The sequence below is a fragment of the Dolichospermum sp. UHCC 0260 genome, from assembly GCF_009711985.1.
In the GTDB taxonomy this organism is placed as follows: Bacteria; Cyanobacteriota; Cyanobacteriia; order Cyanobacteriales; family Nostocaceae; genus Dolichospermum; species Dolichospermum lemmermannii.
The window spans coordinates 22,524-47,242 of the sequence record NZ_VIKZ01000008.1 but is presented as its reverse complement, the minus strand read 5'-3'; the positions used below and the strand labels follow the sequence as shown (position 1 = coordinate 47,242).

Sequence of the window (24,719 nt, the reverse complement as noted above, 5' to 3'; positions counted from 1 at the left end):
ATACATAATACAAATTAAAAATCATGGGAATATTCGGATTTGGCAAAAAGTCAGCCATACCTACACCTGAGCAAGCCTTACCAGGACGCGCAGAAGTAATGCGAGTATCAGTACAACATTATGTTAATAAAAATCGTCTTCAAGCACCTTTTCCCCAAGGCTTAGAAACCGCTATGTTTGGTTTAGGCTGTTTTTGGGGAGCAGAACGCAAATTTTGGCAACAAGAAGGAGTTTACACCACTGCGGTAGGATATGCGGCTGGTTACACACCCAACCCCACCTATCAAGAAGTCTGTAGTGGCATGACCGGTCACAATGAAGTAGTATTAGTAGTGTTTGACCCCAAAATCATTACTTATTCCCAACTGTTGAAAGTTTTCTGGGAAAGTCACAACCCCACCCAAGGAATGCGTCAAGGGAATGATGCTGGTACTCAATACCGTTCAGGAATTTACGTTTATTCACAAGAGCAAAAACAACTAGCAACAGCATCACAGAACGCTTATCAACCAGCCCTCAGCAGTGCTGGGTATGGCAAAATTACCACAGAAATTTTAGATGCACCAGAATTTTATTATGCTGAAGAATACCATCAGCAATATTTAGCCAAAAACCCCGGTGGTTATTGTGGTTTAGGTGGTACTAACGTAGCTTGTCCCGTAGGTATTCCTGAAGCACAAGTTAGTTAGAACCATAGAAATCAACATCATATCGTAGGTTGGGTTGACGCAAGGAAACCCAACAAAATCCTCGATCATCTTGGGTTTTGTTATGTCAAAAACACTAGAATTCACATTTTCTCTTACTTTAAATACTATGTCCTTACTCAAAACCTCGCTTACAGGCTTAAAAGCAGACTCATTCCGTCATCCTCTGGACTTGGAAGCTACTAAAACTCTCAAACAAATTCCCGGTTTAGATATGATGGTGAGAAATTTGCTCGGTCCCATGGCCGAACAGGTTTTTTATGTGGAAAATATCGCTTCTAGTATTTTAGTAGGAGAAAAACAACTTCCTGATTTACACAAATTATTATTAGAAGCTTGTCAAATTCTGGATATTGATCCACCTCAGTTATATGTGCGTCAACACCCAGCCCCTAACGCTTATACCTTTGCCATGCGAGGTAAACAGCCTTTTGTGGTTATTCATACATCCTTGATTGAAATCCTCACCTCTGAAGAGATACAGGCTGTAATTGCCCATGAATTAGGTCATCTTAAATGTGATCATAGCGTGTATTTAACACCTGTGAATTTATTGATTTTAGCTGCTGCCATTGTCCCAAATGTCGGTGCTGTTTTGGCTCAAGCTATTCAGTCACAATTATTAGAATGGGTCCGCTGTGCTGAGTTTACCTGCGATCGCGCCGCTTTGTTAGCTACCCAAAATCCGAAAGTTGTCATGTCAGTATTAATGAAGTTAGCCGGCGGTTCTCCCAGTTTAGCCCCCCAACTCAATTTAGAGGCCTTTGTTGACCAAGCTCGTGCCTATGATGACATTAGTAAAACGGAATTGGGAGAAATGGTCAAATCCGCCCGTACAGCCCAATTAAGCCATCCTGTCCCCGTATTACGAGCGAAGGAAATTGACCGTTGGGCAGGTAGTCAAGAGTACCAAAAATTAGTGCAAAATCACGGTATTAATTACAAAAGTGAAACTATATCTCAAGGTGGATGGAGGAATTGGTAGATTTTGCTAGAGTCAATCAAGATATGAATTCTTTATCAGCGATTAATTTATTTGGATACGAACAACTAGCAAAAGAACATCTTTCCCAGATGGCTTTTGATTATTACAGCAGTGGTGCATGGGATGAAGTGACGTTGCGGGATAATCTCGCTGCTTTTACAAGAGTGAAACTTCGTCCGAAAATGTTAGTTGATGTTAGTAAAATTAACCTCACTACCCAGGTTTTAGGGGAATCTTTGCAATTACCCCTATTAATCGCACCCATGGCTTTTCAATGTCTGGCTGATCCAGAAGGAGAAATTGCTACAGCCTTAGCTGCGGCTGATGCAGGTGTGGGCATGGTGTTGAGTACCCTTGCTACCAAGAGTTTAGAAGAAGTTGCCACAGTTGCCAAAGGTTTGCAATGGTTTCAGCTTTACATCCATAAAGATCAGGGTTTAACTCAGGCTTTGGTGCAACGAGCATACACCGCAGGATACAAAGCAATTTGTCTGACGGTAGATGCTCCTATGTTGGGAAAAAGAGAACGAGATCAGCGCAATGAGTTCACTTTACCTCCTGGCTTACATCCCGCTAATTTAACTAATATCTCTGGTTTGGACATTCCCCAAGCACCAGGAGAATCTGGTTTATTGACTTATTTTGCTCAACAAATTAACCCCGCAGTCACTTGGAAGGATTTGGAATGGTTACAATCTCTGAGTCCCCTACCTTTGGTAGTGAAAGGAATTTTACGGGCTGATGATGCTGTGCGGGCTGTAGAATATGGAGCGCAAGCAATTGTAGTTTCTAATCACGGTGGTAGACAACTAGATGGAGCGATCGCTTCTTTGGATGCTTTACCTGATATTATCGCCGCAGTAGACGGTAAAGCCGAAGTCCTATTGGATGGTGGTATCCGTCGGGGTACAGATATCCTCAAAGCCTTAGCTTACGGTGCTAAAGCCGTACTCATTGGCCGTCCCGTATTATGGGGATTAGCGGTAGCTGGAAAAATTGGCGTATCTCACATCATTTCCCTATTACAAGATGAGTTAAATTTGGCAATGGCTCTGAGTGGTTGTGCCAGTTTGGGGGATATTGATTCTAGTTTGGTGAGCCAATTACCAAAAAATTTCTAAATTAAATCTAATTACCTCTTGCCAAACTAAAAAAAATAGGCTATACTTGTAAAAGTGACACCCAAGGGCGGGTGGCGGAATTGGTAGACGCACCGCACTCAAAATGCGGCGGCCGTGAGGTCATAGGAGTTCGATTCTCCTCCTGCCCATTTAGAAAAATAAATTCGAGTCACAGATACGAAATAATGTCTGTGACTGGTCTCTCGTGAATATTTCTTTGCTTAATACAGCGGTTTCCGCTCTTATGATGTACAAAGGTGGTGCAGGCCTACTATGGCTAACGCCACGCTGCGCTATGGACAAGCTCAGTACAAGTCTTGCCCGCTAATCATCAAGGACGGGCAAGAATACCCATCCCACAAAATTGGGTAATTTATTTTTTGGTGTTCCCTAATGAACTTAATTCGATGGTGAGACAAACTAGTAGTTTGTCAAGATAAAAATGATGGACTGTAGTGTGAGCGTCTCGCTCACATTTATTGAGCAGATACATAAAAATGATGGACTGTAGTGTGAGCGTCTCGCTCACGCGGGCAAGACTTGTACTGAGCAAGCGATGCCCTGAGCCTGTCGAAGGGTCGAAGTATGCCCGCACTACCAAAAACCCGTCAAAATAAATTTGACAGCCTACTAGTGCTGAAAGAGCATCGGGGCAAAGCTAGACAGGTTTTAGGAAAACGCCACCTCAAAATAAGTAGGCAATCGTATTGCACCATGCTGTGAAATTAGCACGGTCGCTATCAGCAAACCTAACTAACCGCTTGACTCTTAGTATAATAATATGAACTATATCTATAATTATAGTTGTATCCGATTCCTCGGAATTTGTCGCCGTTGACTACTAATCCTAGTAAATTGATGGGAGATGCTTTTAGCGTATCAACAAGTTGCTTTGCCACTGATTTATCTGTTTTATCAATTCTTACAACTAGCATCACACCATCAGTATGAACTGCTACCAATCTAGCATCTACTAATCCTGACAAAGGAGGAGTATCATAAATCACTAAATCAAAATTCTCGGTGAAATAGTCCATTAGTTGACTCATTTTATCTGATGAGAGCAACCGGGCAGGATCGGGTGGTACAGGACCTGCGGTAATCACAGATAAATCATTAAATCCAGGCACTTTTTGAATTACTTGCTCTACATCTATATCTGAAGAAATTAAACTAGTTATTCCCCACAGATTATTTAATTTTGATATTTTGTGAACCTTGGATTTGCGGAGGTCACAATCTACAAGTAATACTTTTTTCCCCATGACCGCGGCTGTTTTTGCCAAGCTAAATGCCACCGTAGTTTTACCATCTCCGGGGACAGCAGAGGAAACAACGAAAGATTTAATTGGTCGATCAGAATTAAGCAGTTGAATATTACTATATAAAACTTGTAAGGATTCCCAAAATGATCCCTGTCCATAATAAGAACTGGATTGGGAAGGACGACGAGGAGAAGTGTTATATTCATCACTTGCCATAATAGGGTCCACAACTACTTCTGGTTCTTGATCTTTTCCTCTCTTTCTCAGGTTGAAAGATCGACTCCCAAGTAAGCTTTTATTAAAGGGAAGAGATCCTAATAAAGGCACTCCCATCTTATCCCGGACATTTTCAATACTGTGATAGGTATTATCTAGATCTTCCCTGATTTTGGCAACACCGAGTCCTAATAAAGAACTAGCCACAAATCCCAATAGTAAATTGCGGGGAACATTTGGCGAAATTGGATATCTTGATTGAGCAGGTGCTTGGATTAATTCCCAAGGTAGTTCTGTTTGTGCTACGTCTATTTGTAATTGTTCACGTTTAGCTAAAAACCTCGTCAAACTCTCATTTGCTAGTTGTAAATTCCGTTGAATGTCAGTGTATTGTCTAGAGAGAATTGGTAGTTGTTTTAATGCGCCTTGTAATTGTTGTTCTGATTGTGTCAGTTGTTGATTATCTACTTCTACTTTCCGAACGAGAACAGCAGCTTGAGCTATTTTAGTGTTCAAAATTCGTTTTGCTTCTGCATTGATAATAGGTAAGAGATTGTTTCTTTTATCTTCTAAGGTTTGAATAACTGGGTTATCAGTTTGGAATCGAGCTAATTCTCCAGATATTTGGGTATCTAATTGGCGCTGTTGGACGATTAACTGTTGGTAAATAGGAGCATCATTGAGAATTGCTAATTGTTCTTCTGGTGTCTGCAATCTCAGATAATTATTTTTAGCAGCGGCTAACTGTTGATTTACAGATAGTCGTAGTTGTGCCACAGATAGGATTTGTGCATAAATTGTTTTAGATTCGCTTTCTGGATCAATAAAATTGTATTTTTGGCGGAATATTTGCATTTCTTTTTGCAACTGTGTCACCCGATTTTGGATATCGGGTAGTTGTTGATTTACAAATTGAGCGCCTTGATTTAGTTTGGTTTTCCGCTTATTTAGGCTGTATTTTAAATAGAATTCAGAAAATGTATTTAAGACGAATTGGACTTCTTGACGATCACTACTTTGATAGCTGATTTCGATGATTTTTGTTGTTCCAAGACGACGAATATTTAAATTTAAAATAAGAGAGTTGTAGGTAATTTCAGGATATGATTCTTGCAATATTTTAACAAGTGGTTCTAGCAGTTCTGGACTTTTGAGAACTTGAATTTGACTGTCGTAATCTAGTCCAGCTTTAGAAAAAGGAGATTGTACCTCCAGGTTTATTTTCCCTACTTGATCATCATTATTAACAGGTTCAACTAAGATTTGAAAGTTTCCTTGATATATAGGTTCTTGCTTCAGTGTTGAATAAGTAACACCAGTCATACCAGCAGAAATAATCGCTACAATGATAATCGCTCGGCGTTGTAAAAGTTCAAAAAAGCTCTTAAAACTTAGACCATCAGACTGTTCCTGTTCAGTAAACTGAGAAAATGTAGAATCTGGAAATGATCCAGATGTAGGAATGATGCTATTAATAGAATTTGTCTGGTTTGTAATTTGCTTATTAAGCATTGATTTCTATTGTGTAAGTGGTAAGGGAATGATATATACAACAGATTTCGCTCTAATGAGGTACAAACTTGAATTATAAAACTCTTGTAGTGCGGGCATACTATGGCTAACGCCACGCTGCGCTATCGACAAGCTCAGTACAAGTCTTGCCCGCTAGATATGTACCTCATAACACCGGAAAGTGCTGTAAACGTTTTTACTATTGTGAAGAAATTGCTATTTGTTAATTCAACAACTCAATTAAGCTGGAAGATATACTTAAATGGAATTTGTCATAAACCAAACCTTGGTATAATTTTCATGCCTGAGATTTTGTATAAACTTAGAGATAATTAGGTCATGCTACTATTTTAAGCTTCTGGAATACCAAAAACAATGTATTTGCACATTATACTCTTACTCATCCAGTATTTGTATATATTGCCAAAACAGACAGTATTTTTTTTTATATACTAATTTTTATACTAATTTTTGCAACTATTCATTTTTGGCAGTGCGAGACACAACATCTTCCCATTCTGTCCTTTTTTTGATTGGTTGAGCCGGATTTCCTGAGTAGATGATACTAGCTTCTAAGGATCTACCTGTGACACTACCTAATGCTAACACTGCGCCTCGTCCAATAGTCACACCAGGTCCGATGACTGATTTCGCTGCTATCCAACTACCTTCTTGAATATGAATGGGGGCAGGAATCAGTTTAAAATTGGGGTGATTCCAGTCATGATTACCAGTACAAAGATAAACGCCCTGGGATAAACACACATGATTTTCGATGACTACGGTTGCTAGATTGTCAATCCAGGTATTTTCTCCAATCCAAACATGATTACCAATGGTCAAGCGCCAGGGAAACTTAATGCGGACTCCAGGCTTGATATTCACACCTTTGCCGATACTAGCTCCAAAAAGCCTCAGTATCGAAACTTTTATAGATGAGATAGGTAGCCAATAACTTTCAACTAATGGTGAGCCAATAAAGTACCATAAAAGTTGTTGACTATATGGCGCTCCGGGTGTGTAGCTGCCGACTGTGTAATTGTCTAAACGCATAAAATGGGGGGCAAAAACGTGGGTTAAAGCTGGCTCCTGTCCGACCTGAGACAATCCAAAACAGGGAACGTACACTATCGCGGAGAATACGAACAATTGATTCTCTAGGTTGTGGAGAAGGGATAGAAACTGGGGTAAAAGTTATGCCTTGACTACCTAAAACAAGCGTGGCTATGATTTTAGCTCTGGGCAGATGAAAGGCAGAGGTAATCAGGTAAATGTGCTGAATCTGATGGCGTTTAAAATCAGCTACAAGGGTTGTAAAGTTGGTAACAGTATCAACAGCACGGTAATCCAGGTGAATGCGATTAGTGGGAATAGCTACAGCCTGGAAAATGGAAAAAGCTTGGGCTGGGGGAGCGCCACTAGAGATCCAAATATCTAAATTGGGATGATTTTGAGCAAATTCTGCGGTAAATTTTTCCCGGTCTGAACCACCACCAAGGGTAAAGATAACTTGGGGATAGGGGGCTTGGTAGGAAGCGATCGCTATTCGGATGGGTATAATACTTAGCAATATGAGGATAGAGCTTGCTGCTGCCAAAACTGCATACCTGATGATTTTGCAGTATAAAAATTTCATGGTTAGCAATTGTAGTATTCTCGATACCATGTTACAAATTTAGCAATACCTTCATCAATCGGTGTGTTTGGTTTAAATCCGACATCTTGAATCAAATCGTCTACATCTGCGTAAGTTAACGGAACATCTCCTGGTTGCATGGGTAGTAGATTCTTTTTTGCTTCTTTCCCAAGAGTTTTTTCAATAACTTCAATGAATTGCATCAACGATACAGGTTTATTATTACCAATGTTATAAAGTTTGTAGGGAACTTGAGGAGATTTTATTGGATCACTTTCATCTTGAGCCAAATTAGGCGGCTTTTTAATGACACGCACAATGCCTTCAATTACATCGTCAATATAAGTAAAGTCACGTCGCATATCGCCAAAATTATAAACATCTATTGGCTTCCCTTGCTCAATTGCCTGTACGAATTTAAAATATGCCATGTCAGGCCTTCCCCATGGACCGTAAACTGTGAAAAAGCGCAGTCCTGTAATGGGGATTTGATAGAGATGGCTATAGGTATAAGCCATTAACTCATTGGCTTTTTTTGTGGCTGCGTAGAGCGATATGGGGTGGTTAACATCATCGCTGATAGAAAAAGGGATTTTAACGTTAGCACCATAAACTGAACTAGAAGATGCAAATACTAAATGCTTAACTGAACTATGACGACATCCCTCTAATAGATTGACAAAGCCTATTAGATTGCTGTCTACATAAGCGTGAGGATTATCAATAGAATAGCGGACACCAGCTTGAGCCGCAAGGTTGATAACATAATCAAATTTGTGCGTTTGAAAAAGTTGGGACATCTCATGGCGATCGCTCAAATCCAACTTGTAAAATGTAAATTCCCGTTTATCCTCAAGTTGGGAGAGTCTGTCTTTTTTTAAATTGATATCATAGTATTCATTCAAATTGTCAATTCCATAGACTTGGATGTTTTCTGAAAGGAGGCGTTTTGCTAGATGATAACCAATAAATCCAGCGACTCCGGTAATTAATATTCTCATTATTGAATTATGTTTATTTAATATACGAAATGGTTACTTACAGCACTTCCCGGTGTTATGAGGTACATATCTAGCGGGCAAGACTTGTACTGAGCAAGCGATGCCCTGAGCCTGTCGAAGGGTCGAAGTATGCCCGCACTACAAGAGTTTCATGATTTAACTTTGTACCTCATAAGAGCGGAAACCGCCGCACAATAACATAATTGCGGAAATGCTTTTTTCAGTTAATTTTCTTTAAATTTCATCTAAATTCACCCCCAAAGCCCGCAATTTATCGGCTAGTTTGTCTGCTCGTTGTTTCTCCTGTTCTGCTTTTTCGGCAAAAGTAGGAATCCAATCACCATCTTGATTATACCAACGTAGCCACAAACCTTCTGTACCTTGATATTTTCCTGCCCAAACTCCTACTCCTAATTCCAACTCAGGAAACCAGAATTTTGGTTCTAACAGTTCAACTGCTTGATATTTTGTCCCAAATAGTTGAAATACTCGTAGACGATTTTCATATCTATCGAAAATAACATAATATGGCGATCGCAAATACTGCTCATAAGCCTGCCATTTTGTCGGCGGTTTATTCGCGCTTCTTAATGTTTGTCCTAAATCTTCTGCTTCCGTACCTGGTGATAATAATTCTACTATTAAAAATGGAAATAATCCTTCTTGCCAAATCACATAACTCCAGCGCATATCCTCCTGTTTTTCAGAAGCAGGCACTCCTAACACTAAAAACCAATCTGGTCTTTTATACCATGAATAATGGCGAGGATCATAGTATAAGTTTAAATCTGTACCAATGAACATTTCCTCCCTGGGATAAACGGGAGATTGACAGGTTTCTCGTAATAATTGCGGTTGAAAGTCATGAAATTCGTCTGGCAAACCTGGCTCCTCTGGATTTTCACTAGGTAAATCATACATGGTTGGCATGGTTTCCCATGGTGGACGGGGATGAATTGTGGAGTCTAATTCTTCATTAATATCCTCACTGGGTAAATCATACATGGTGGGCAGGTTTTTGTGCGGAGGTGCTTCACTTTGATACATGATGACTATCTCCTGTGTTTCATTGCCGTTGCCAAAATTCAACTATCTATATCATCTTAACAAGAAGTCGGGGATCTAAAAATTATATCTTCATACACTGAAATCATTTTTAAGGCTATCCTATCCCATGTATAATTGTCTAATATAAACTGCCGAGCGCGATCGCCCATTTCTTTTGCTTTTAAGGGGTTTTGCAAAAGGTGAATTAAAGCATTAGCTATCTGTTCAGTATTAATATCAACAACACTAGCAACCTCAGCTACTGCTGCTTCAGGAAAATTACAGCCAGTCGTGATCACACATGGTAAAGCCGCCGCCATACCTTCCAATACAGACATACTAAAACCCTCTGAATAGGAAGGAGCAACATAGATATTAGCCGCTGCTAAAGCGGCATATTTTGTAGCACCTGTGAGCATTCCAGTAAAGGTAACAGCATGACTACACGCTGCTTCACTAAAGTAACTTTTAGCAGTAGGTAGAAAGTTAATATTGTCTGGTCCTGCTACGATTAAATGGGTTTCGGGAAACTGTGCATGAACTTTTGCAAAGGCAGGAGCGAGTAGATCTAAACCTTTTTTAGGATCAATACGGCCTAAGAATAAAATTAAAGTTTTGTTGCGAGTATGGGGAAAACTGTGATAAAAAATTTCCGCTTGTGGTAAAGACTTAAAGTCTTGCTCATGTATTCCATTAGGAATCAAAATAATCGGAGATTTTAATTTTAAAGATTTCAAATTATTTGTTTCAGAGCTAGAAATTCCCTGAATAGCACTAGCTTGGTGAAGGGATGGCTGATCAATTAAAGCATAGTACAGTCGTTTTTTCCAAGCTTTGTAAGATAATGCCCAAGGCTCTAACATTCCATGAGGAGTGATTATGTAGGGAATTTTGTTAATTCTACATATCCAACTAACAAGAGACATCATTGGCGAAAAAACCGTGTGAATATGCACCAAGTTATAATCGGTTATATGCTGGTTTAGCCAAGCTATTAAAGGTTGACTCAGGATCAAATCATTACGATGCCAGCAAGGAAAATATTTAACGCGATAACCTTTGTAGGATATCCATTTCTCAAGATTTATATCTAAAGTTTCTAAACTATTGGCATTGGTGGTGACTAAATCAATAGAAATATTTATCTGACCCAGAGATTGAACTATTTCGGTTACCATTTTAGACACACCACCATAGCTAGAGCCAAGATAAGGTGTAACAGTTAAAATCTTCATTAGTTATAATTAATAATTATCAGTTTACTGATTGTTTTGATTAGAGTTTTCCAATGAAGAATGTAGAGAAGTTCCATGGCAGGTTTCTACAAGTCTCTAGAATGGAACTAGATAACATTTAATTTTCACCACTAATAACAATGACTAATGACTTAAGAGGATGTTTGAAAACTTTTTCGTGTGGGATCTGACACCCGCAGATCCCCCTAAATCCCCCTTAAAAAGGGGGAGTTTGAGGAATTTAGCCCCCCTTTGTAAGGGGGGTTGGGGGGATCTCGATTAATTCTGATACTTTTCAAACATCCTCTAAGGCATATTCAACAGCTTCCCTTAGTCCTTGAGCAAAATAGTCAGGAGAAAATTTTTGAATATGTTCTAAAGCAGCTTGACCCATTTTATTTAAATCTATCGCTCCTGAACTCATTTTCTGCATCAATTCAGTTAGTTGCTGAGAATTTTCAGGGTCAAAACCAAAACCGTTGATACCCTCAGTTATTAAGTCTTCATAACAGCCACAGCGGTTAGAGACTAATATTGGTAAACCCGCTGCCATTGCTTCATTTACTACTAGTCCCCATTGTTCTTGAATACTGGCATGAATAAAACAACTAGCATGGGCAAAGTAGGGAAGCATTTCTTCTTGCTGGAGAAAACCTGGTAGATGAACAGAGTCTTGTAGATTTAGTTTGGCAATTTGTTGTTCTATTTGTGGACGTAGTTCACCATCACCGCAAAGGACTAAATCCCAGGCTTCCATGTCTAATTTTTGACGATAGGCGGCATAAGAATCAATTAGCTTGATAAGATTCTTCTTAGGTACAAAGCGATTGACTGTTAGGAAATAGGGCTTGTGATGGTATTTCGGAAGAGATTTAATTTTATCTGGTTGAAAATCATCTATTCCTACAACATTGTAGCCTGTGAATATGCTGTTAAAATCCATGCCTAACTTGACTAGATAACGTTTTTGTGGTTTTCCTCCTACAAGAGCGGATTTATAGCCTTTAACTATTAAAGACTTAACAATTTCACGCCACCAAGAGCGTGAAGCATCATCTTCTTTTGATTCAGAAAGTAAGATAGCTGGTTTTTGATTATATAAACTCCAAATCAGGGCGGATAACATGGCTGGTTCGGTATATCCAGCAATGGCTAATACATCTGGATTGAGGCGACATAAAGTAGCATTGACTCTTAAGAATTTTTGCCTGAGACTAAGGCTTTCGTGATATTCATTGCCAAAGATAGAAAAAATCGTTACAGGAAAATTTTGGATATCTGTTTTCCAAGCATATACACTATCTGACCGAGAAGTTTCCACACCGACAACATTCCAGCCTATTTGGCTGAATAATTTGTGACTAGCTTCGATGCGGGCTAGATGGTACGGACCATAATTATTGAACAAAATAGCTATATTCATGGATTAATCAGCACTATGACTGGGAATTTTTGTTTACGCAATATGAAATTTGCAACTTTACTCAATTACTAGTAATTATCTGGCTAAAAATTCTGATTATGCTGCATTTGGGTAATTGATCCTTAATTTCCGTCTGGAAAAATAAACTATTAAAAATACTACACCAGCTTTAAATATGAACTCTTGTACAAATCTAAAAATACCATGAGTGATACCTACCATAGCTGAATCAACTAATGAAATATACAATATAGCACTCACGATATTGGCTCGATATATTGTTGATACCCAAAGGTGTTTAAACAAAGATCCGATTAAGGCAAAAGTTAGACAACCAAAATAACTAAACTCAACAAAAGAATCACCTATACCAGTAGGTGTGGTTCCAGGATGAATATTGTATCCATAGAGATTTTTCAAATCACCAAGCGTTCCTAGTTGAAATTGTAGGGATTGTTTAACATCAAATCCTACAATCTGTCCAGGTACGAATTGGAAAACAATACCATCCCAAAATCCAGTTCCGTAAGAGTATTTATTGAGCTTTTCGGCAGCATCGATCATTAAGGCGGCATTTCTTAGCTCTAATATCTCTCCTTTTTCTGTTATTGATTCTAATCCTTGTTGAGAACTAGATAAAATTGTTTGCCAGTCCCCGCTAAAAACTAAAGTCCAAAAACTTCCACGTAGTTGGCCTAGTACAGGAATAATATAGGCTGCTATAATAACACAGGTAACAAAGAACCATCTAGGCGGTATTAAACCCCTTACTAAAAACAATGATAAGCCTATGGTGAGAAAAAAGGCGATAGTAGGCTGTCTGCGACCATACACAATAATACGATCCAGTATAGGAACAATAGCAATTATTGTGAGTGTAATATTAATAAAATTAGGACGTTTTAACGCATTAATTAAGAAAATAGGCAGAGCTATATAGGTCACACCAGCGAAAAAAATCAAGATAGTAGCAGGACCTGTCCAGCTACCATTGGATGCTATTTGTATCTTGATTCGAGATAGTAGGAAAAAACATATATTTCCTATAAATAGGAGTACAATTCCGGATCTGAATAATTTACGCTCATCTATAGGAACATCTAGTTTGTCCAGCCATTTGCTATTCGGCTTAAATTGATAGCCCATGTAGCACATAGCAACACACATACATGAATATAATAAAACTCTTTCCAGAATGGCTGGGCTGACTACTGTGCCAAAAGAGCCATTAACTAGGGAGATAGCTTGGGGTAAAATAAAAGAGAGGAAAATAGATGCCATGAAAAAAGGGTACTGATAGATCCTTTCTAGGCGAATGAGCGACCAAGCAACGATAGCCAAGCAAATACCTATGAATAAGGATAAATAAGTTTCAACCATTGAGATTTAGCATAGGATAGGTTTGTGTAGGAATAATATTTGATTCCTGATAGCTTGCGTGGCGTAAAGGAATGTGGGCATAGATAGCTGCGCTTATTGGGGTAGCTTGCCGGTGGCATCAGTCCTAATTACTTGCTTACACAGGCAAGAAGATTATAGACTATTAAGGTGTACCAAGTTTTTTGAAAAATTAAATATCAGTCCTAATATAAACTCAAATTTTTAGATTATATTACCCAGATATTGACGTAAAAAAATAATTATTTGCTATAGATTTGATCAAATTGAGTTAATCATAAAAAACTGCAAAGAGCATCTCGAAATTTCTGCCAAGTGAAACCTGCTGCACAAAGTCTAGCTTGCTGACGCAGGAGAGGATTTTGAGGTATCATAACTGCCAAATGTTCCAAACGCTCAACAAGTTGATCGACATTGCCAGCCTCTGTGATAAAAATACCATCAACTTCTGTTCCCAAATCAGGTAAACAGGTGTTTGCTGTACCCAGAACAGGACACCCATAACTTAGTGCTTCGAGGAAAACTTGACCAAATCCTTCTATAAGTGAAGGCATAACGAAAACTGAGTTGGTAGCATAAAGGTTACGCAAAGTCGACCCATCTACTCCACGGATAAGAGTTACATTAGGTGTTTGCTTTACTAGCGTTTCAATACCAGGGTCTAAAACACGACACACCAAAGTTAATTGGCTATCTGCTGGCAGATTTGCCTTCTGCCATGCTAACAGCAAATGATGTAGTCCTTTTCTCTGAACTCCAGAACCGACAAATAAAGCCTTAAAGGTTGTAGGATTAGATATAGTCAGCGATTGATTAGGTAAATCAATTCCATAGGGAATAACTTTGCATATATTCGGGTCAGCCCCTATTTCTAAAAGAGTGTTTCGAGTAAAGCTACTTGCACAGAGTATAAAATCAGCATATTGCCAACAATCTTTGACTCTTGTTTGCAGTTGAGGCGCGAGGTGTTGTCCTATTTCTTCTTGATAAGAAGACTGTACAAAAGGAAAATGAGAAATATCGTGACTTAGGATACGGCTCTCAGTATCAGCGTGGGGATGAAACATGAACAAAACCTTTCTGGGATCATGAATATAAGATGCAGTAAAGGCTTCCCAAGCATAGGGCGTATACAATAGAAGATTGCTTTTTGTAAGTTTTGTCCTAGAAATTGCCTCATGGGAGAAATTTTGATCTAGTTTAGCAAAGGTAGCAGCAGGTGAATAACCCATTCGGTGGCGAGTATGTTCCACAAGTGTTGTTCCCCACAAACACTTGATTTTATGACTAGGAATTTGGGGTTCGCAGCGAAAACTAATCTTTTGAGACAAATTTTTGGGGAGAATAGGAGTAAATTTTTGGATTAGTTCTGTGGCATAGAAATCTGTAATGAACTCGTCAAGTAAATTTTCTTCAGCCAGTGCTAGTGGCACTTGATAATTGTCTCGACGACCCCTAAATGCACAAACATACTGTTTCATAGTTACTCTAAGTCTTTTAAATTATATATAATGCTCTCTTTTTCAGCTAAAATAGACATACCAAAGTTAAATCCAAGCACTTAAAAAATTATCAATTGAATCTTTTGTGTAACACTCATTTTCAATTTTTTGGCGGTTATTTAAGATAATTTTTTCTATATCTTGGATTTTATCCATAAAATCTTCTTGGTCTGTAAATGAATAAATCCCCTCAAAAGTCTTGGACATCTTTTCTAACCAACCATAATTAGATACAAGTGCTGGTCTATTACAGGCAATTGCTCTAAGTAAGATACTTGCTATGCCAAAATGGACGTTTCGATAAGGTAACAGCACTAAATCAAGACAAGTAATTATTTCATGCATCTCTTGAATATCTAAAAAACTATCTATGATTATCAGCCGGGTGTTTGTATTTTTATCCAATAAATTTTTAATTTCATCATCAACACTTCCCGCCAGTACAAAAGTAATATCATCTCTTTGCATTTTTGCAGAAGCATTGATAATTATATCGGCTCCTTTACGGGAATTAATACCGCCGGTCATACCCACCAGATAGCCATCAATAGGCAGATTCCATTTAAGTTTCAATTGTTCTTTGTCTGTATTCAAAGAAAAATGTTCAACAGGATCAGGCATATATTGAACATTATCAAAACCTGAAATTTGTAGATGCTTGGCAAAAAACTCATCATTTATGAGTATTTTATCAAAGCAACGAATACCAACTTCAAATAAAAACTTTTTGAGCCAACCAATTTGACTGTAATAGTATTTGTAGGAGGCTAAAAAGCCATAAATTTTAGTTTTTCGACCCAAAAGCCACATCAAAGGTTTGAAAATAAAGGCTAAATATATCATTCCATCTATTGATGGTAGCATGACTATATCTGGACGAAATCTGACTATAATAAATAGAAGAAAACTATATTTTTCTATGGCGTTGGGAAATTTCCATCTATTCATTATATCTGTTAAAAAATAAATAGGCTTGATCTTTGAATTATCTATATATTTTTGGATAAAGAGATAATTAAAGTCGTTATGGTAAGTGGCAATCCTAATTTCTTCATATTCAGAAAAAGCCTGAGATAACAATCTAACAAAATTTCCTCCATGTCCATGCAGGCTAGGCTCAAGTATAAATATTTTTTTGGTCATAAATACAATTAGTTAAAAGTTTTCATGCTTTAAAAATAGACTTTACTTTAAAGTGGGTTTAGTATTATTTGATAAATTATAAATTTAGCAAAATCATACAAAGTAAGTAATTTCTGAACTAAACGGAGTCTACCTTGAAAGCCATAAAGTGGAGTAATGAAGGGAGAGTTGAATGGATATGAAGCTCAACTAGACGTAATGGTTGAACAATATCCAGACTTCACTACTGTATAAATTAAAAATTAAAAACCCCATCTTTGATTTAGGTCAAACTCTCTCATGGCTCTGCGAATAGGGTCGCATTTTAAGGGAATTTTGCAAGTATATCTACTGTGCAGATAGAATAAGTTGGAAGTTTTCAGCCGCTTTACCTTTAATGATTGGCAACACTTCTCTTAATTTATCTGCTACTTTTTCGCGTGAGTTCCAAGCTTTTTGGATTGTGTTGCAAGCTAATTCAGCATTTATAAAATCCTGAATGGAGATTAAAGAATCCTTTGATAGGGAATCAGTTCCTAAAAGATCAGTCACAATTCCTTCAGCTTTAACTGAATATCCCACAACCACTGTACAAACTCCACTTGACAGTCCTGCAATAGCAGCGTGCATTCGCTCCGCAACCAACATATCACAAGCACTAATTAATCCTTTAAATTCGGAAGCAGAATGATCTCCTCCTGCCAAATGTATACGAGGATCATAATTAAATGACTTGTGAATATCAGACGCAAGGATGCGGTCATCATTTAAACCATCCTGTACATGAGGGATAATAATAATTTGTGCTTCAATCTCACTAAGAATCATGTCAATAACCTTACGCCATGCTTCAAAGTGGGCATCACGACTACACTTAGCATAATTACTTATGCCTTGGCTAGGAGAAATTGCTATCAATGGTCGATTCCTGATGCAGCCATAGGACTCTAGTAAATTAGATATTTGGTTTTGCGAAGGTGGTTTCAGCAAAAAAGCCGAATCAGCAGTATGTTTAACCAAATCCCTAGAAAGACCTAACTCTTCAGTTAAGTATTTATATGAAATATTTTCACGCACAGTAATCAGCTTTGACTTACTAGCTACTTGTAAAAATATATCTGCTTCTTTTCTGGTTTTAAATGAAACTGATTGACCAAGAAACACTATCGGCACCCCAACCTGTAATGCCAATTTCATTTTCCGCAGGTAATACTCAAGTGCGCCTGGATAATCTGAAGTAAATATATCACCTCCACTAGCAATCACCAGGGATGAATTTTTCACCAGTTGATAGTCAGAATCTAGGTTTTTATAGAATTTAGAAGCTCTTGATTGCACTCTATGAATAAAACTTCTAGGATAGCCCATGATGGAAACCTGATTGAAGTCTTTTAGCTTTAATTGGTCATAATCTGGTGTTTGCGTCAATACATTGATAGCTATGTCTGGGTTTAGATTACGAATTTGTTCAATTGTTGTTGTTACCAATGCTTCTACGCCTCGGTTGCGTAATCCTGTAACTCCCGTGATTAAAACACTCATTGTATTTCCTCCTATTTTTGCATATAAAACATAATGGCTCTTCCGTACTTACTATGCTAAGTTATTGTTTCAAATCCCAAAATCCTTGCCATATAAGGATTTTACGTTAATTCATTGGTTAATTTGACATAAATTTGGCATCAAAAACAATGAAACCCTTTATTTATATGGGTTATGGGGTAAATAAACTCATATTTAGCATAACAGGTACGGAAGAACCAACATAATCAGAATCAACTGATAATCTGTTATAGATTCTTTATTTTTGAATCAATTGACAATTATGATGCTGATTGCTTCCACATAAGTCATGAGTCCAGTCCGCTATTATCTAACAATTTGTACAAAATCATCACTTAATAATTAATACTTCTTCTAATTCTTTCCTAGGTGATTGAGCAACACTTAGTTCATCTGGTAAATGACCTACTGCAATCATCATAATTATAGATTCTGAATCCTTTATTCCTGTAGCTTTTTTGAGTGCCTGATCTGTTCCTTTTCCAACACTCCAATTCAAGCAACAAGTCCCTAAACCTAGGGAATGAAAAGCATAAACTAAAGACATGGCATACATCCCACCATCAATCCAGCATTGATTTCGCTCCCCAGTCGAAGTGAAATTTTCTAAATCAGATACAACTATCAAGACATTACTAGCCTGCTCACCAAATCCTCGATTACCATTTTGGTAACTAAGAACTTTCCTTTTATCATCTTCACTAGTGAAGAGGTAAACTTTTGAAGATTGACGATTACATACAGATGGGGTTTTTTGTGCCATGAATATTGCTTTTTTGAGCAATTCTATATTTACATTTTCATCTGTGAAGTTACGAACACTGTATCTTGATTCAAGGAATTTTAGGAGATCAATATTTGACGACTCTATAATATAAGACTTTGTTACTTTGGTAGTTCCCCCTTGATTAAAGGAAATAAATTTTTCTGGGACGCTACTTTTCCAACTTATAATTTTTTTATATAGGTCTTGGTCAATCAACCCATGCTGTGAATTGAAATTATGATAGGCAAGTAATGTATTGAGAGTAATCAATGCTGTTTCGTCCCAATCATACTTTTCCACATATTGCGGTATGTTATATAACAGTCTTGCTATGACATCCTTGCCAAAACCTACCTTAGGCATTTTTAGAGCCAACCCTTTTTCAAGGCGATGGTAATCCATTGTGATCAATGCTCGGAGCTTTGTTTGGCTGTTAATATTTTGATTAACAGAAGACCATTTTAAAAATCTGTCTAGGTCATATTTATAATTCAGAATTAACCTAAGAATGATTTCAGACTTGACATAAAACCTTTTAACGAAAGGAGGTGCTATGGGTGAAAATTTATGAAGCATATTTTTTGTATTCTCAATAAAACAGAGATTGATCTCTTTTCCAATTTAAGGCCAATTTATTTTTCCAATTTCATTAAATTCGACAATTCTTGTTAAAGCCAGGTTGCGATCAGAGGGGAGGAGGGTTTTATTCTTGTTTATTAATTTAAAAAGTAGCTCAAGGGCTATGGATTTTTTAGAACAAGCTATCTTTAATAATTCCGTTTGTACAAAACTAAGTTTGCTTTGGGAAAATATGGAAAAAGAACCCATATTTAACAAATAATATCCGAATTTCTGAGCAATTATTTGTCTTGCTTTCAAAGAATAAAAAAAGACGTGTCTCCCTGATACTGGAGTTAAATAAGACCAATCATCTTTTTGGGATTCGTACAATCCAGTTGATATTATTATGTATTTAGGGTTTAACTCAAAGAAAAGGTTGATTTCCTCTGCTGGATTAACAAAATGTTCCCAGGTCTCAAAAGATGTTACGGTAGAGTACCTACAGCCTTTCTCATGCTCAAAGCCTACCGCATAAAAGTTCTTAGCATATAAGTCATACAAATTGGCATCAAGTCCCATATCTCTCATCATTCTGACTAACAAGCCATTCCCCCCCCCCCAGTCCAAGATTTTGTCAGAATCAGATAATTTTAATATCTTGGAGGCTAGATAAGCCTTTCTTTTTAGCTGCAAAGTTCTTTGTACTATTGCTAGATCGGGGATTTGTCGTTCACCTGAATAAGCTTCATCAAGCCAATAAGGAAGTTCTGACTGCAAAGAGGCGCAATTTTCACAATGGTAGAACTTCACATCGTATTTCCCTAAAAGCTCTTTGGAAAATCTATATAACGAATCTGAGCCACATAGTCTACAGACAGTTTTTTCAAGAGTCATTTTTGTTTCCATTTGTTGTAAATATTTTAAATGATTTGCAAATTACAATTTTTGTCAATTCTGAACTACAAAACAGCCCTAATTTTATTTAGGTGTAATTCCTATATTATATATGATGTTTTTCGCAAATTGAAATATTTTCATAAAATAACTGTTAGATAACAAGTATAAACAAATGATATAAGTGACTGCACCCAGAGATGACAAGATTAATAAAGATGTTTTGTTGGGAGAAATGTTGTTAAAAAGTAAATATTTTGCAGTCAAAATGATCAGAAACATAATTAAAGAATTAATCAAAGGAGTAAAAAACTTACTTAGATATGTCAAAATATTAATTTTAATAAGTTTCTGCACAAGAAGCACTGTGACCCAGGACGAGCCGAGATAAGCACTAAGAACAAATCCGAGAGACACTCCTATTATGCCCCAATTTATACCTATCAAGAAAGCTAAAAAATAAATAAAAGTTCTATATATGTCGAGTTTTAATTTCCAGTCAGGCTTTGCCATTGCCATCATCAAAGGAGCGTTAAAATAAAATCCCCCATATAAAAGTCCAGCTATATTCAATATTTGAAATACGGGAATAGAAGCTTCCCAATGCTTGCCAAAAATAACAACAATCAATTCAGGTGCTAAAGCGGACATTCCCAAAAATACTGGAAAGGCAATAGTGTTACTTAACTCAACTAAGTTGTACAAGGTATTCCTTAGTCTTGGTAAATCTTCTTGTATACTAGAAAAAATTGGCATAGCCGTGGAGGTAATAACCCCAACAAATAGTCCAGTAACTACCATAAATAAGCGGTAAGCTAGGTCATAGTATCCCAACGCAACTGGACCCAAAAAATAGCCAATTAAGATATTATCACTACGAGTAACTAAAAAACCTAGGATATTAATGCCGATAATGTTAATACCAAAAGAAAACAAATCTCGAAAATGTCTCTCGGAAAAACTTAGCTTTGGTCGCCAATCACTAGCCCACCAAATAACAATCGCTTGGATTAAACCATTGGTTAATTGTTGACCTACTAGACTCCAAACACCGCAACCCATCAACGCCATACTGATACCAACAACTCCACCCGTAAGTGTTGCTATCAAAGAGCGTATTGCTAGGGGTTTAAAATCTAACTTTCGCTGAAAAATAGCGGTCTGAACACTGTTCAAACTACCAATTAAAAAACTAAGAGATAACCAACGAATAACAGGGGTTAAATTAGGTTGATTAAAAAAATTAGCTACTTCCCCCGCCAAAACTATGGTAATGAGAGTCATTAAACCCGCTATACCGATATTTGTCCAAAAGGCTGTATTTAAATGTTCTTCTTCTAATTCTTTCCGTTGAATAATTGCTGTACTGAACCCTTGGTCTAAAAATATGGTTATAAAAGCTAAAAATGTACTTGCTAAGGCAATCAGACCAAAATTTTCTGGATTAATCAAACGAGCAAGTAAGGAGAAAACTATCAAAGAGATAAACTGAGTTCCCCAACTCTGGCATATTGACCAAATTGTACTTGTTATTGCTTTTTGTTTTAAACTCATAATTGTGAAAACCAATGGTCTGGTAAAAGTATTTTGTGTAAATAAAGTAAGTTTTCACTAGAGTTTATATAATATTTTTAAACCTAGAAACCTTTATATCGAAAGAACTAAATGATTTTATTATACGAGCAATTGCACCACTAATATGCCAAATAAAAAAGAAATTTATGACCTATATAGATTTATTTAATCTGGCTTTTATCATCATTTTCACTATTTTCACTACATAGTAAATCTTATACTTTGCTTCCCGCACCAACTGGATTTTGGAATTATACTAAATAGGGCTGCAATATCATTTAGTAATTTTGAGTATATTCAGATTACTTTGTTTTTCATGAATACAAATATAGCTAACAATCTCTAATTAATAGCTTTTTCAAAAGCATCTGTAGTGTTACATAAAAACTCATGATTTAATATCTCTTGTATATCATAGGGACAAATTTCTGAAAACGTACTTAATACTAAACCTGTTTCAGCCGATGCTTCTCTTCTCGCATTTCGATAAGATTTAGGTAAAATATCAGGAATGTATTGTTTTAAACTTGGTTTTTCATTGAGTAAATCCTGTAAATCATCTCTTTGGTTGGCAATAGTGGTAAACCAACTAATAGAACGTTTAGAAGATTGATACTGCCATATTAGTAAATGAGTTAATAAAATTATTAACCGATTTTTTAACTCATTTTTTTCACTAATGCCGATACTATCTAACTCTTCTGCCAAGTTCTCCCAATCCAAAGCTGTGATATCTCGACTAGCTAAGGCTAATTTTTGTTGAGTTAACCAATCCATGAAATCTGTTTCGTAGAGAGGTGATTTAGACATAAAATTAGTAATAATGACTTTGAAACTGGACAATTTTTCAACTCTATTAGATATCTGGTGAAAATTAAATATGCGTGACTTACAACCCTTGTAGAGACGTTCCATGGAACGTCTCTACATTCTTTTCTGGAGATGTCTATTGATCATTAGGTAAGCTGATACCTTGTTCCAATAACAATTGTCGTAATTTAGCTACTTCTAATTCAGCAGAGTCTGCCCGTTGCTTTTCCTGTTCTGCCCGTTGTTTTTCCTGTTCTGCTCGTTGTTTTTCTTGTTCTGCCCGTTGCTTTTCCTGTTCTGCTCGTTGTTTTTCTCGTTCTTCTGGAGTAGGCAACCAATTATTCTCTTTATCATACCAACGTAACCACTGTCTAGTTAGTCCTTGATATTCTCCCTCCCATAATCCTAAACCCAATTCAGCTTCTTCTAGCCATACTCCTAATCCATTAATAGAGAGCGGTTGATAACGGTTCATTACCAAACCAAAACAGTTAAATTCATTAGTATAACGGTTATAGACAAAATAATAGGGGATTCTCAGAATTTGCTCATATACTGTCCATTTATTAGGAGGTTGATTAACTTCCCGTAAATTTCTCCCTAAGTCTTCGTTTTCTGTTCCTGGAGATATTAATTCTACTACCACAAAGGGGTATGTTCCTTCATACCAAGTAACATAGCTTAATCTTAATTCTGTTTGTTCATAAAAACGGGATACTCCTAATACCGCAAACCAATCAGGGCGTTTATACCATTGTGTATGCTTACTGTCATAGTATAAATTTAAGTCACTACCTGTAAATACATTATCTTCTGTATAAGAAGGTGGACGAAAAGTGCTACGCAATAATTCTGGTTGTAAAAGGTGAAATTCGTCTGGCAAACCTGGCTCCTCTGGATCTTCGCTAGGTAAATCATACATTGTTGGCAGTGTTTGTTGAGGAGGTAATGGCTCATAGCTGGGTTTGCTATACACATCGCTTTGATACATTGTTAATTATCTCCTGTATTTAATCGCTGTTGCCAAGATTCAACTATTTGCTTAATTGTCCCTTATAAGGAAATTGTAATATCCCAGTGAGGATAATGTTCACGCATTTTTGTTAAATCGGAATAATAGCAAATATGATCACCAATGCGGTTTTCTGATACGTAGGTATAAAGCATCGCATTACCAGTAGTTTTCTGTTTTTCAATAGCAGTTAGGTTTATCTAATTCCTTTCAAAAACTAGATTTGCTTCCGATTGAACTCTGACTTAATTAGACTCACAAATACACTAATAATTTTTTCTGGTTGATTTATATAATACTCATCTAAATCAACTACCACTAGATTACCAGTTAATTGCAAAAACACCCACTGATTGCCATTGGTAACACAACCATAAATATTTTCAATATTATTTCCCTCCGATTGATTTAATTGAGCAGCAGCAATCATTTCGGCAATACATTGAGCAAATCCTTGTTTAAGATTATCATTTTTCGCCTCCACCAAAGCAATCACAGGAGATGTCACATATAACTGTTGAGATGATAGACCGATTAAGAAATCGCAAAATCCATTTAAACCTTGCTCAATATTAACATTAAAATCAATTCCTGAGAATAAACTAATTTTATTATCTAATAATCTTCTTACTTCAATTAAAACAGGGGCAATAATCATTTCTGATTTGGCTTTCTCTGTACTAATTGCTTGAGCTAAGGGAATATTATTTTGTAAGTATTTGATAAAAAAAGCATCAACTGTTAACTGGTCGAAAGCAGTGAAAACATTTGTTCTTTCTTCAATATTAATGCCAAATATTTTAGTGATTCTCTCTAGAGTAAAGTCACTATAATCCATTTCTTATAACCTTAATTTTGCTTAATGTTTTGGCTAAGTTTATAAACATAATAAATATTATGATGGCAACCATTCAGGATTGAGAATTTCTGTTAAAGAATAAGGACAAGTTTCAGGGAATATTGTTGGAGATAGTTCAGATTTACGAATTGTATTATTTCTAGCTTTGGTGTAAATTTTATCTATGATTTTTTCACAATGATTATAAAGAACTTTAGACTCTAATAATAAATCTAATTCAGACCTAAAATTATCAATTTCTTCAATCCATCCTTTGGCACAATAGAATCTCTCTGCTTCCCAATATTGATAAAGAAGTAAATGCTTAATAAGTTGTCTCAAGTAACTTTCTACTTTACGCCTTTGTTCGTTTCCCAATGCAGTGATTTCCTCAATCAAATGTTCCCAGTCAATATTTTCTAAATCCCGATTTTGCAGTTGGGTAAGGGTAATATCCAACCACTCCGGATAATCTTGTTCATAAATCTCACAATTTGCTTGTGTAGGTGGCATTTTACTTACTCAATTAC

The 24,719-nt window shown here is 36.7% G+C and carries 21 protein-coding genes and 1 tRNA gene; 4 read left to right on the top strand and 18 right to left on the bottom strand.

The features are described 5' to 3' along the window. The first annotated feature begins 23 nt into the window (after positions 1-23). From msrA to FJR08_RS05150, 4 genes are all read left to right on the top strand, one after another. The gene (msrA, locus tag FJR08_RS05165; protein WP_168632410.1) at positions 24-689 is read left to right on the top strand and encodes a peptide-methionine (S)-S-oxide reductase MsrA; all 666 of its coding nucleotides are present in this window, start codon (positions 24-26) and stop codon (positions 687-689) included. 127 nt (positions 690-816) lie between these two features. Further along, a complete protein-coding gene (locus FJR08_RS05160) occupies positions 817-1,692 on the top strand; it encodes a M48 family metallopeptidase (RefSeq protein ID WP_168632454.1) in 876 nt (291 codons plus the stop codon). A gap of 23 nt (positions 1,693-1,715) precedes the next feature. Further along, on the top strand, positions 1,716-2,813 hold the full coding sequence (locus tag FJR08_RS05155) for an alpha-hydroxy acid oxidase (RefSeq protein WP_168632409.1): 1,098 nt from the start codon (positions 1,716-1,718) through the stop codon (positions 2,811-2,813). A 65-nt stretch (positions 2,814-2,878) separates the two neighbouring features. Then, a tRNA-Leu gene (locus tag FJR08_RS05150) sits at positions 2,879-2,962 on the top strand. A gap of 600 nt (positions 2,963-3,562) precedes the next feature. Here the strand turns inward: FJR08_RS05150 and FJR08_RS05145 are convergent. The 18 genes from FJR08_RS05145 to FJR08_RS05055 all read right to left on the bottom strand — a co-directional run bounded on the left by FJR08_RS05145 (position 3,563) and on the right by FJR08_RS05055 (position 24,702). Beyond that, the gene (locus FJR08_RS05145; RefSeq protein ID WP_168632408.1) at positions 3,563-5,806 is read right to left on the bottom strand and encodes a polysaccharide biosynthesis tyrosine autokinase; all 2,244 of its coding nucleotides are present in this window, start codon (positions 5,804-5,806) and stop codon (positions 3,563-3,565) included. Between the two features lie 477 nt (positions 5,807-6,283). Then, a complete protein-coding gene (locus tag FJR08_RS05140) occupies positions 6,284-6,859 on the bottom strand; it encodes a WcaF family extracellular polysaccharide biosynthesis acetyltransferase (RefSeq protein ID WP_168632407.1) in 576 nt (191 codons plus the stop codon). Next, positions 6,807-7,442 carry a YdcF family protein gene (locus tag FJR08_RS05135; RefSeq protein ID WP_168632406.1) on the bottom strand — a complete coding sequence of 212 codons (636 nt, stop codon included), beginning with the start codon at positions 7,440-7,442 and terminating at the stop codon, positions 6,807-6,809. Before FJR08_RS05135 ends, FJR08_RS05140 begins: the two co-directional genes overlap by 53 nt. Before the next feature lie 2 nt (positions 7,443-7,444). Then, positions 7,445-8,443, bottom strand: coding sequence for an NAD-dependent epimerase (locus FJR08_RS05130; RefSeq protein WP_168632405.1), 999 nt, complete (start codon positions 8,441-8,443; stop codon positions 7,445-7,447). Positions 8,444-8,677: 234 nt separating this feature from the next. Then, complete coding sequence (locus tag FJR08_RS05125) at positions 8,678-9,490, bottom strand: Uma2 family endonuclease (protein ID WP_168632404.1); 813 nt, start codon at positions 9,488-9,490, stop codon at positions 8,678-8,680. Between the two features lie 56 nt (positions 9,491-9,546). Further along, complete coding sequence (locus FJR08_RS05120) at positions 9,547-10,725, bottom strand: glycosyltransferase (RefSeq protein WP_168632403.1); 1,179 nt, start codon at positions 10,723-10,725, stop codon at positions 9,547-9,549. 295 nt (positions 10,726-11,020) lie between these two features. Continuing rightward, a complete protein-coding gene (locus tag FJR08_RS05115) occupies positions 11,021-12,148 on the bottom strand; it encodes a glycosyltransferase family 4 protein (RefSeq protein ID WP_168632402.1) in 1,128 nt (375 codons plus the stop codon). 96 nt (positions 12,149-12,244) lie between these two features. Continuing rightward, positions 12,245-13,528 (bottom strand): hypothetical protein, encoded by a 1,284-nt coding sequence (locus tag FJR08_RS05110; protein WP_168632401.1) that lies wholly within the window; start codon positions 13,526-13,528, stop codon positions 12,245-12,247. A gap of 293 nt (positions 13,529-13,821) precedes the next feature. Further along, positions 13,822-15,027, bottom strand: coding sequence for a glycosyltransferase family 4 protein (locus FJR08_RS05105; protein ID WP_168632400.1), 1,206 nt, complete (start codon positions 15,025-15,027; stop codon positions 13,822-13,824). 66 nt (positions 15,028-15,093) lie between these two features. Further along, the gene (locus FJR08_RS05100; protein ID WP_168632399.1) at positions 15,094-16,191 is read right to left on the bottom strand and encodes a glycosyltransferase; all 1,098 of its coding nucleotides are present in this window, start codon (positions 16,189-16,191) and stop codon (positions 15,094-15,096) included. 327 nt (positions 16,192-16,518) lie between these two features. Next, on the bottom strand, positions 16,519-17,712 hold the full coding sequence (locus FJR08_RS05095) for a polysaccharide pyruvyl transferase family protein (RefSeq protein ID WP_168632398.1): 1,194 nt from the start codon (positions 17,710-17,712) through the stop codon (positions 16,519-16,521). Positions 17,713-18,064: 352 nt separating this feature from the next. After that, positions 18,065-19,075 carry a nitroreductase family protein gene (locus tag FJR08_RS05090; protein WP_168632397.1) on the bottom strand — a complete coding sequence of 337 codons (1,011 nt, stop codon included), beginning with the start codon at positions 19,073-19,075 and terminating at the stop codon, positions 18,065-18,067. A gap of 45 nt (positions 19,076-19,120) precedes the next feature. Beyond that, positions 19,121-19,966 carry a class I SAM-dependent methyltransferase gene (locus FJR08_RS05085; protein WP_217357477.1) on the bottom strand — a complete coding sequence of 282 codons (846 nt, stop codon included), beginning with the start codon at positions 19,964-19,966 and terminating at the stop codon, positions 19,121-19,123. 72 nt (positions 19,967-20,038) lie between these two features. Beyond that, on the bottom strand, positions 20,039-21,508 hold the full coding sequence (locus FJR08_RS05080) for a lipopolysaccharide biosynthesis protein (protein ID WP_168632395.1): 1,470 nt from the start codon (positions 21,506-21,508) through the stop codon (positions 20,039-20,041). A 363-nt stretch (positions 21,509-21,871) separates the two neighbouring features. Continuing rightward, the gene (locus FJR08_RS05075) at positions 21,872-22,339 is read right to left on the bottom strand and encodes a DUF29 domain-containing protein (protein ID WP_168632394.1); all 468 of its coding nucleotides are present in this window, start codon (positions 22,337-22,339) and stop codon (positions 21,872-21,874) included. Positions 22,340-22,475: 136 nt separating this feature from the next. Continuing rightward, positions 22,476-23,330, bottom strand: a complete 855-nt coding sequence (locus FJR08_RS05070) for a Uma2 family endonuclease (protein WP_168632393.1) — start codon at positions 23,328-23,330, stop codon at positions 22,476-22,478. 238 nt (positions 23,331-23,568) lie between these two features. Continuing rightward, on the bottom strand, positions 23,569-24,189 hold the full coding sequence (locus FJR08_RS05060) for a hypothetical protein (RefSeq protein WP_168632392.1): 621 nt from the start codon (positions 24,187-24,189) through the stop codon (positions 23,569-23,571). 57 nt (positions 24,190-24,246) lie between these two features. Next, positions 24,247-24,702, bottom strand: coding sequence for a DUF29 domain-containing protein (locus tag FJR08_RS05055; RefSeq protein ID WP_015080488.1), 456 nt, complete (start codon positions 24,700-24,702; stop codon positions 24,247-24,249). Positions 24,703-24,719 lie beyond the last annotated feature (17 nt).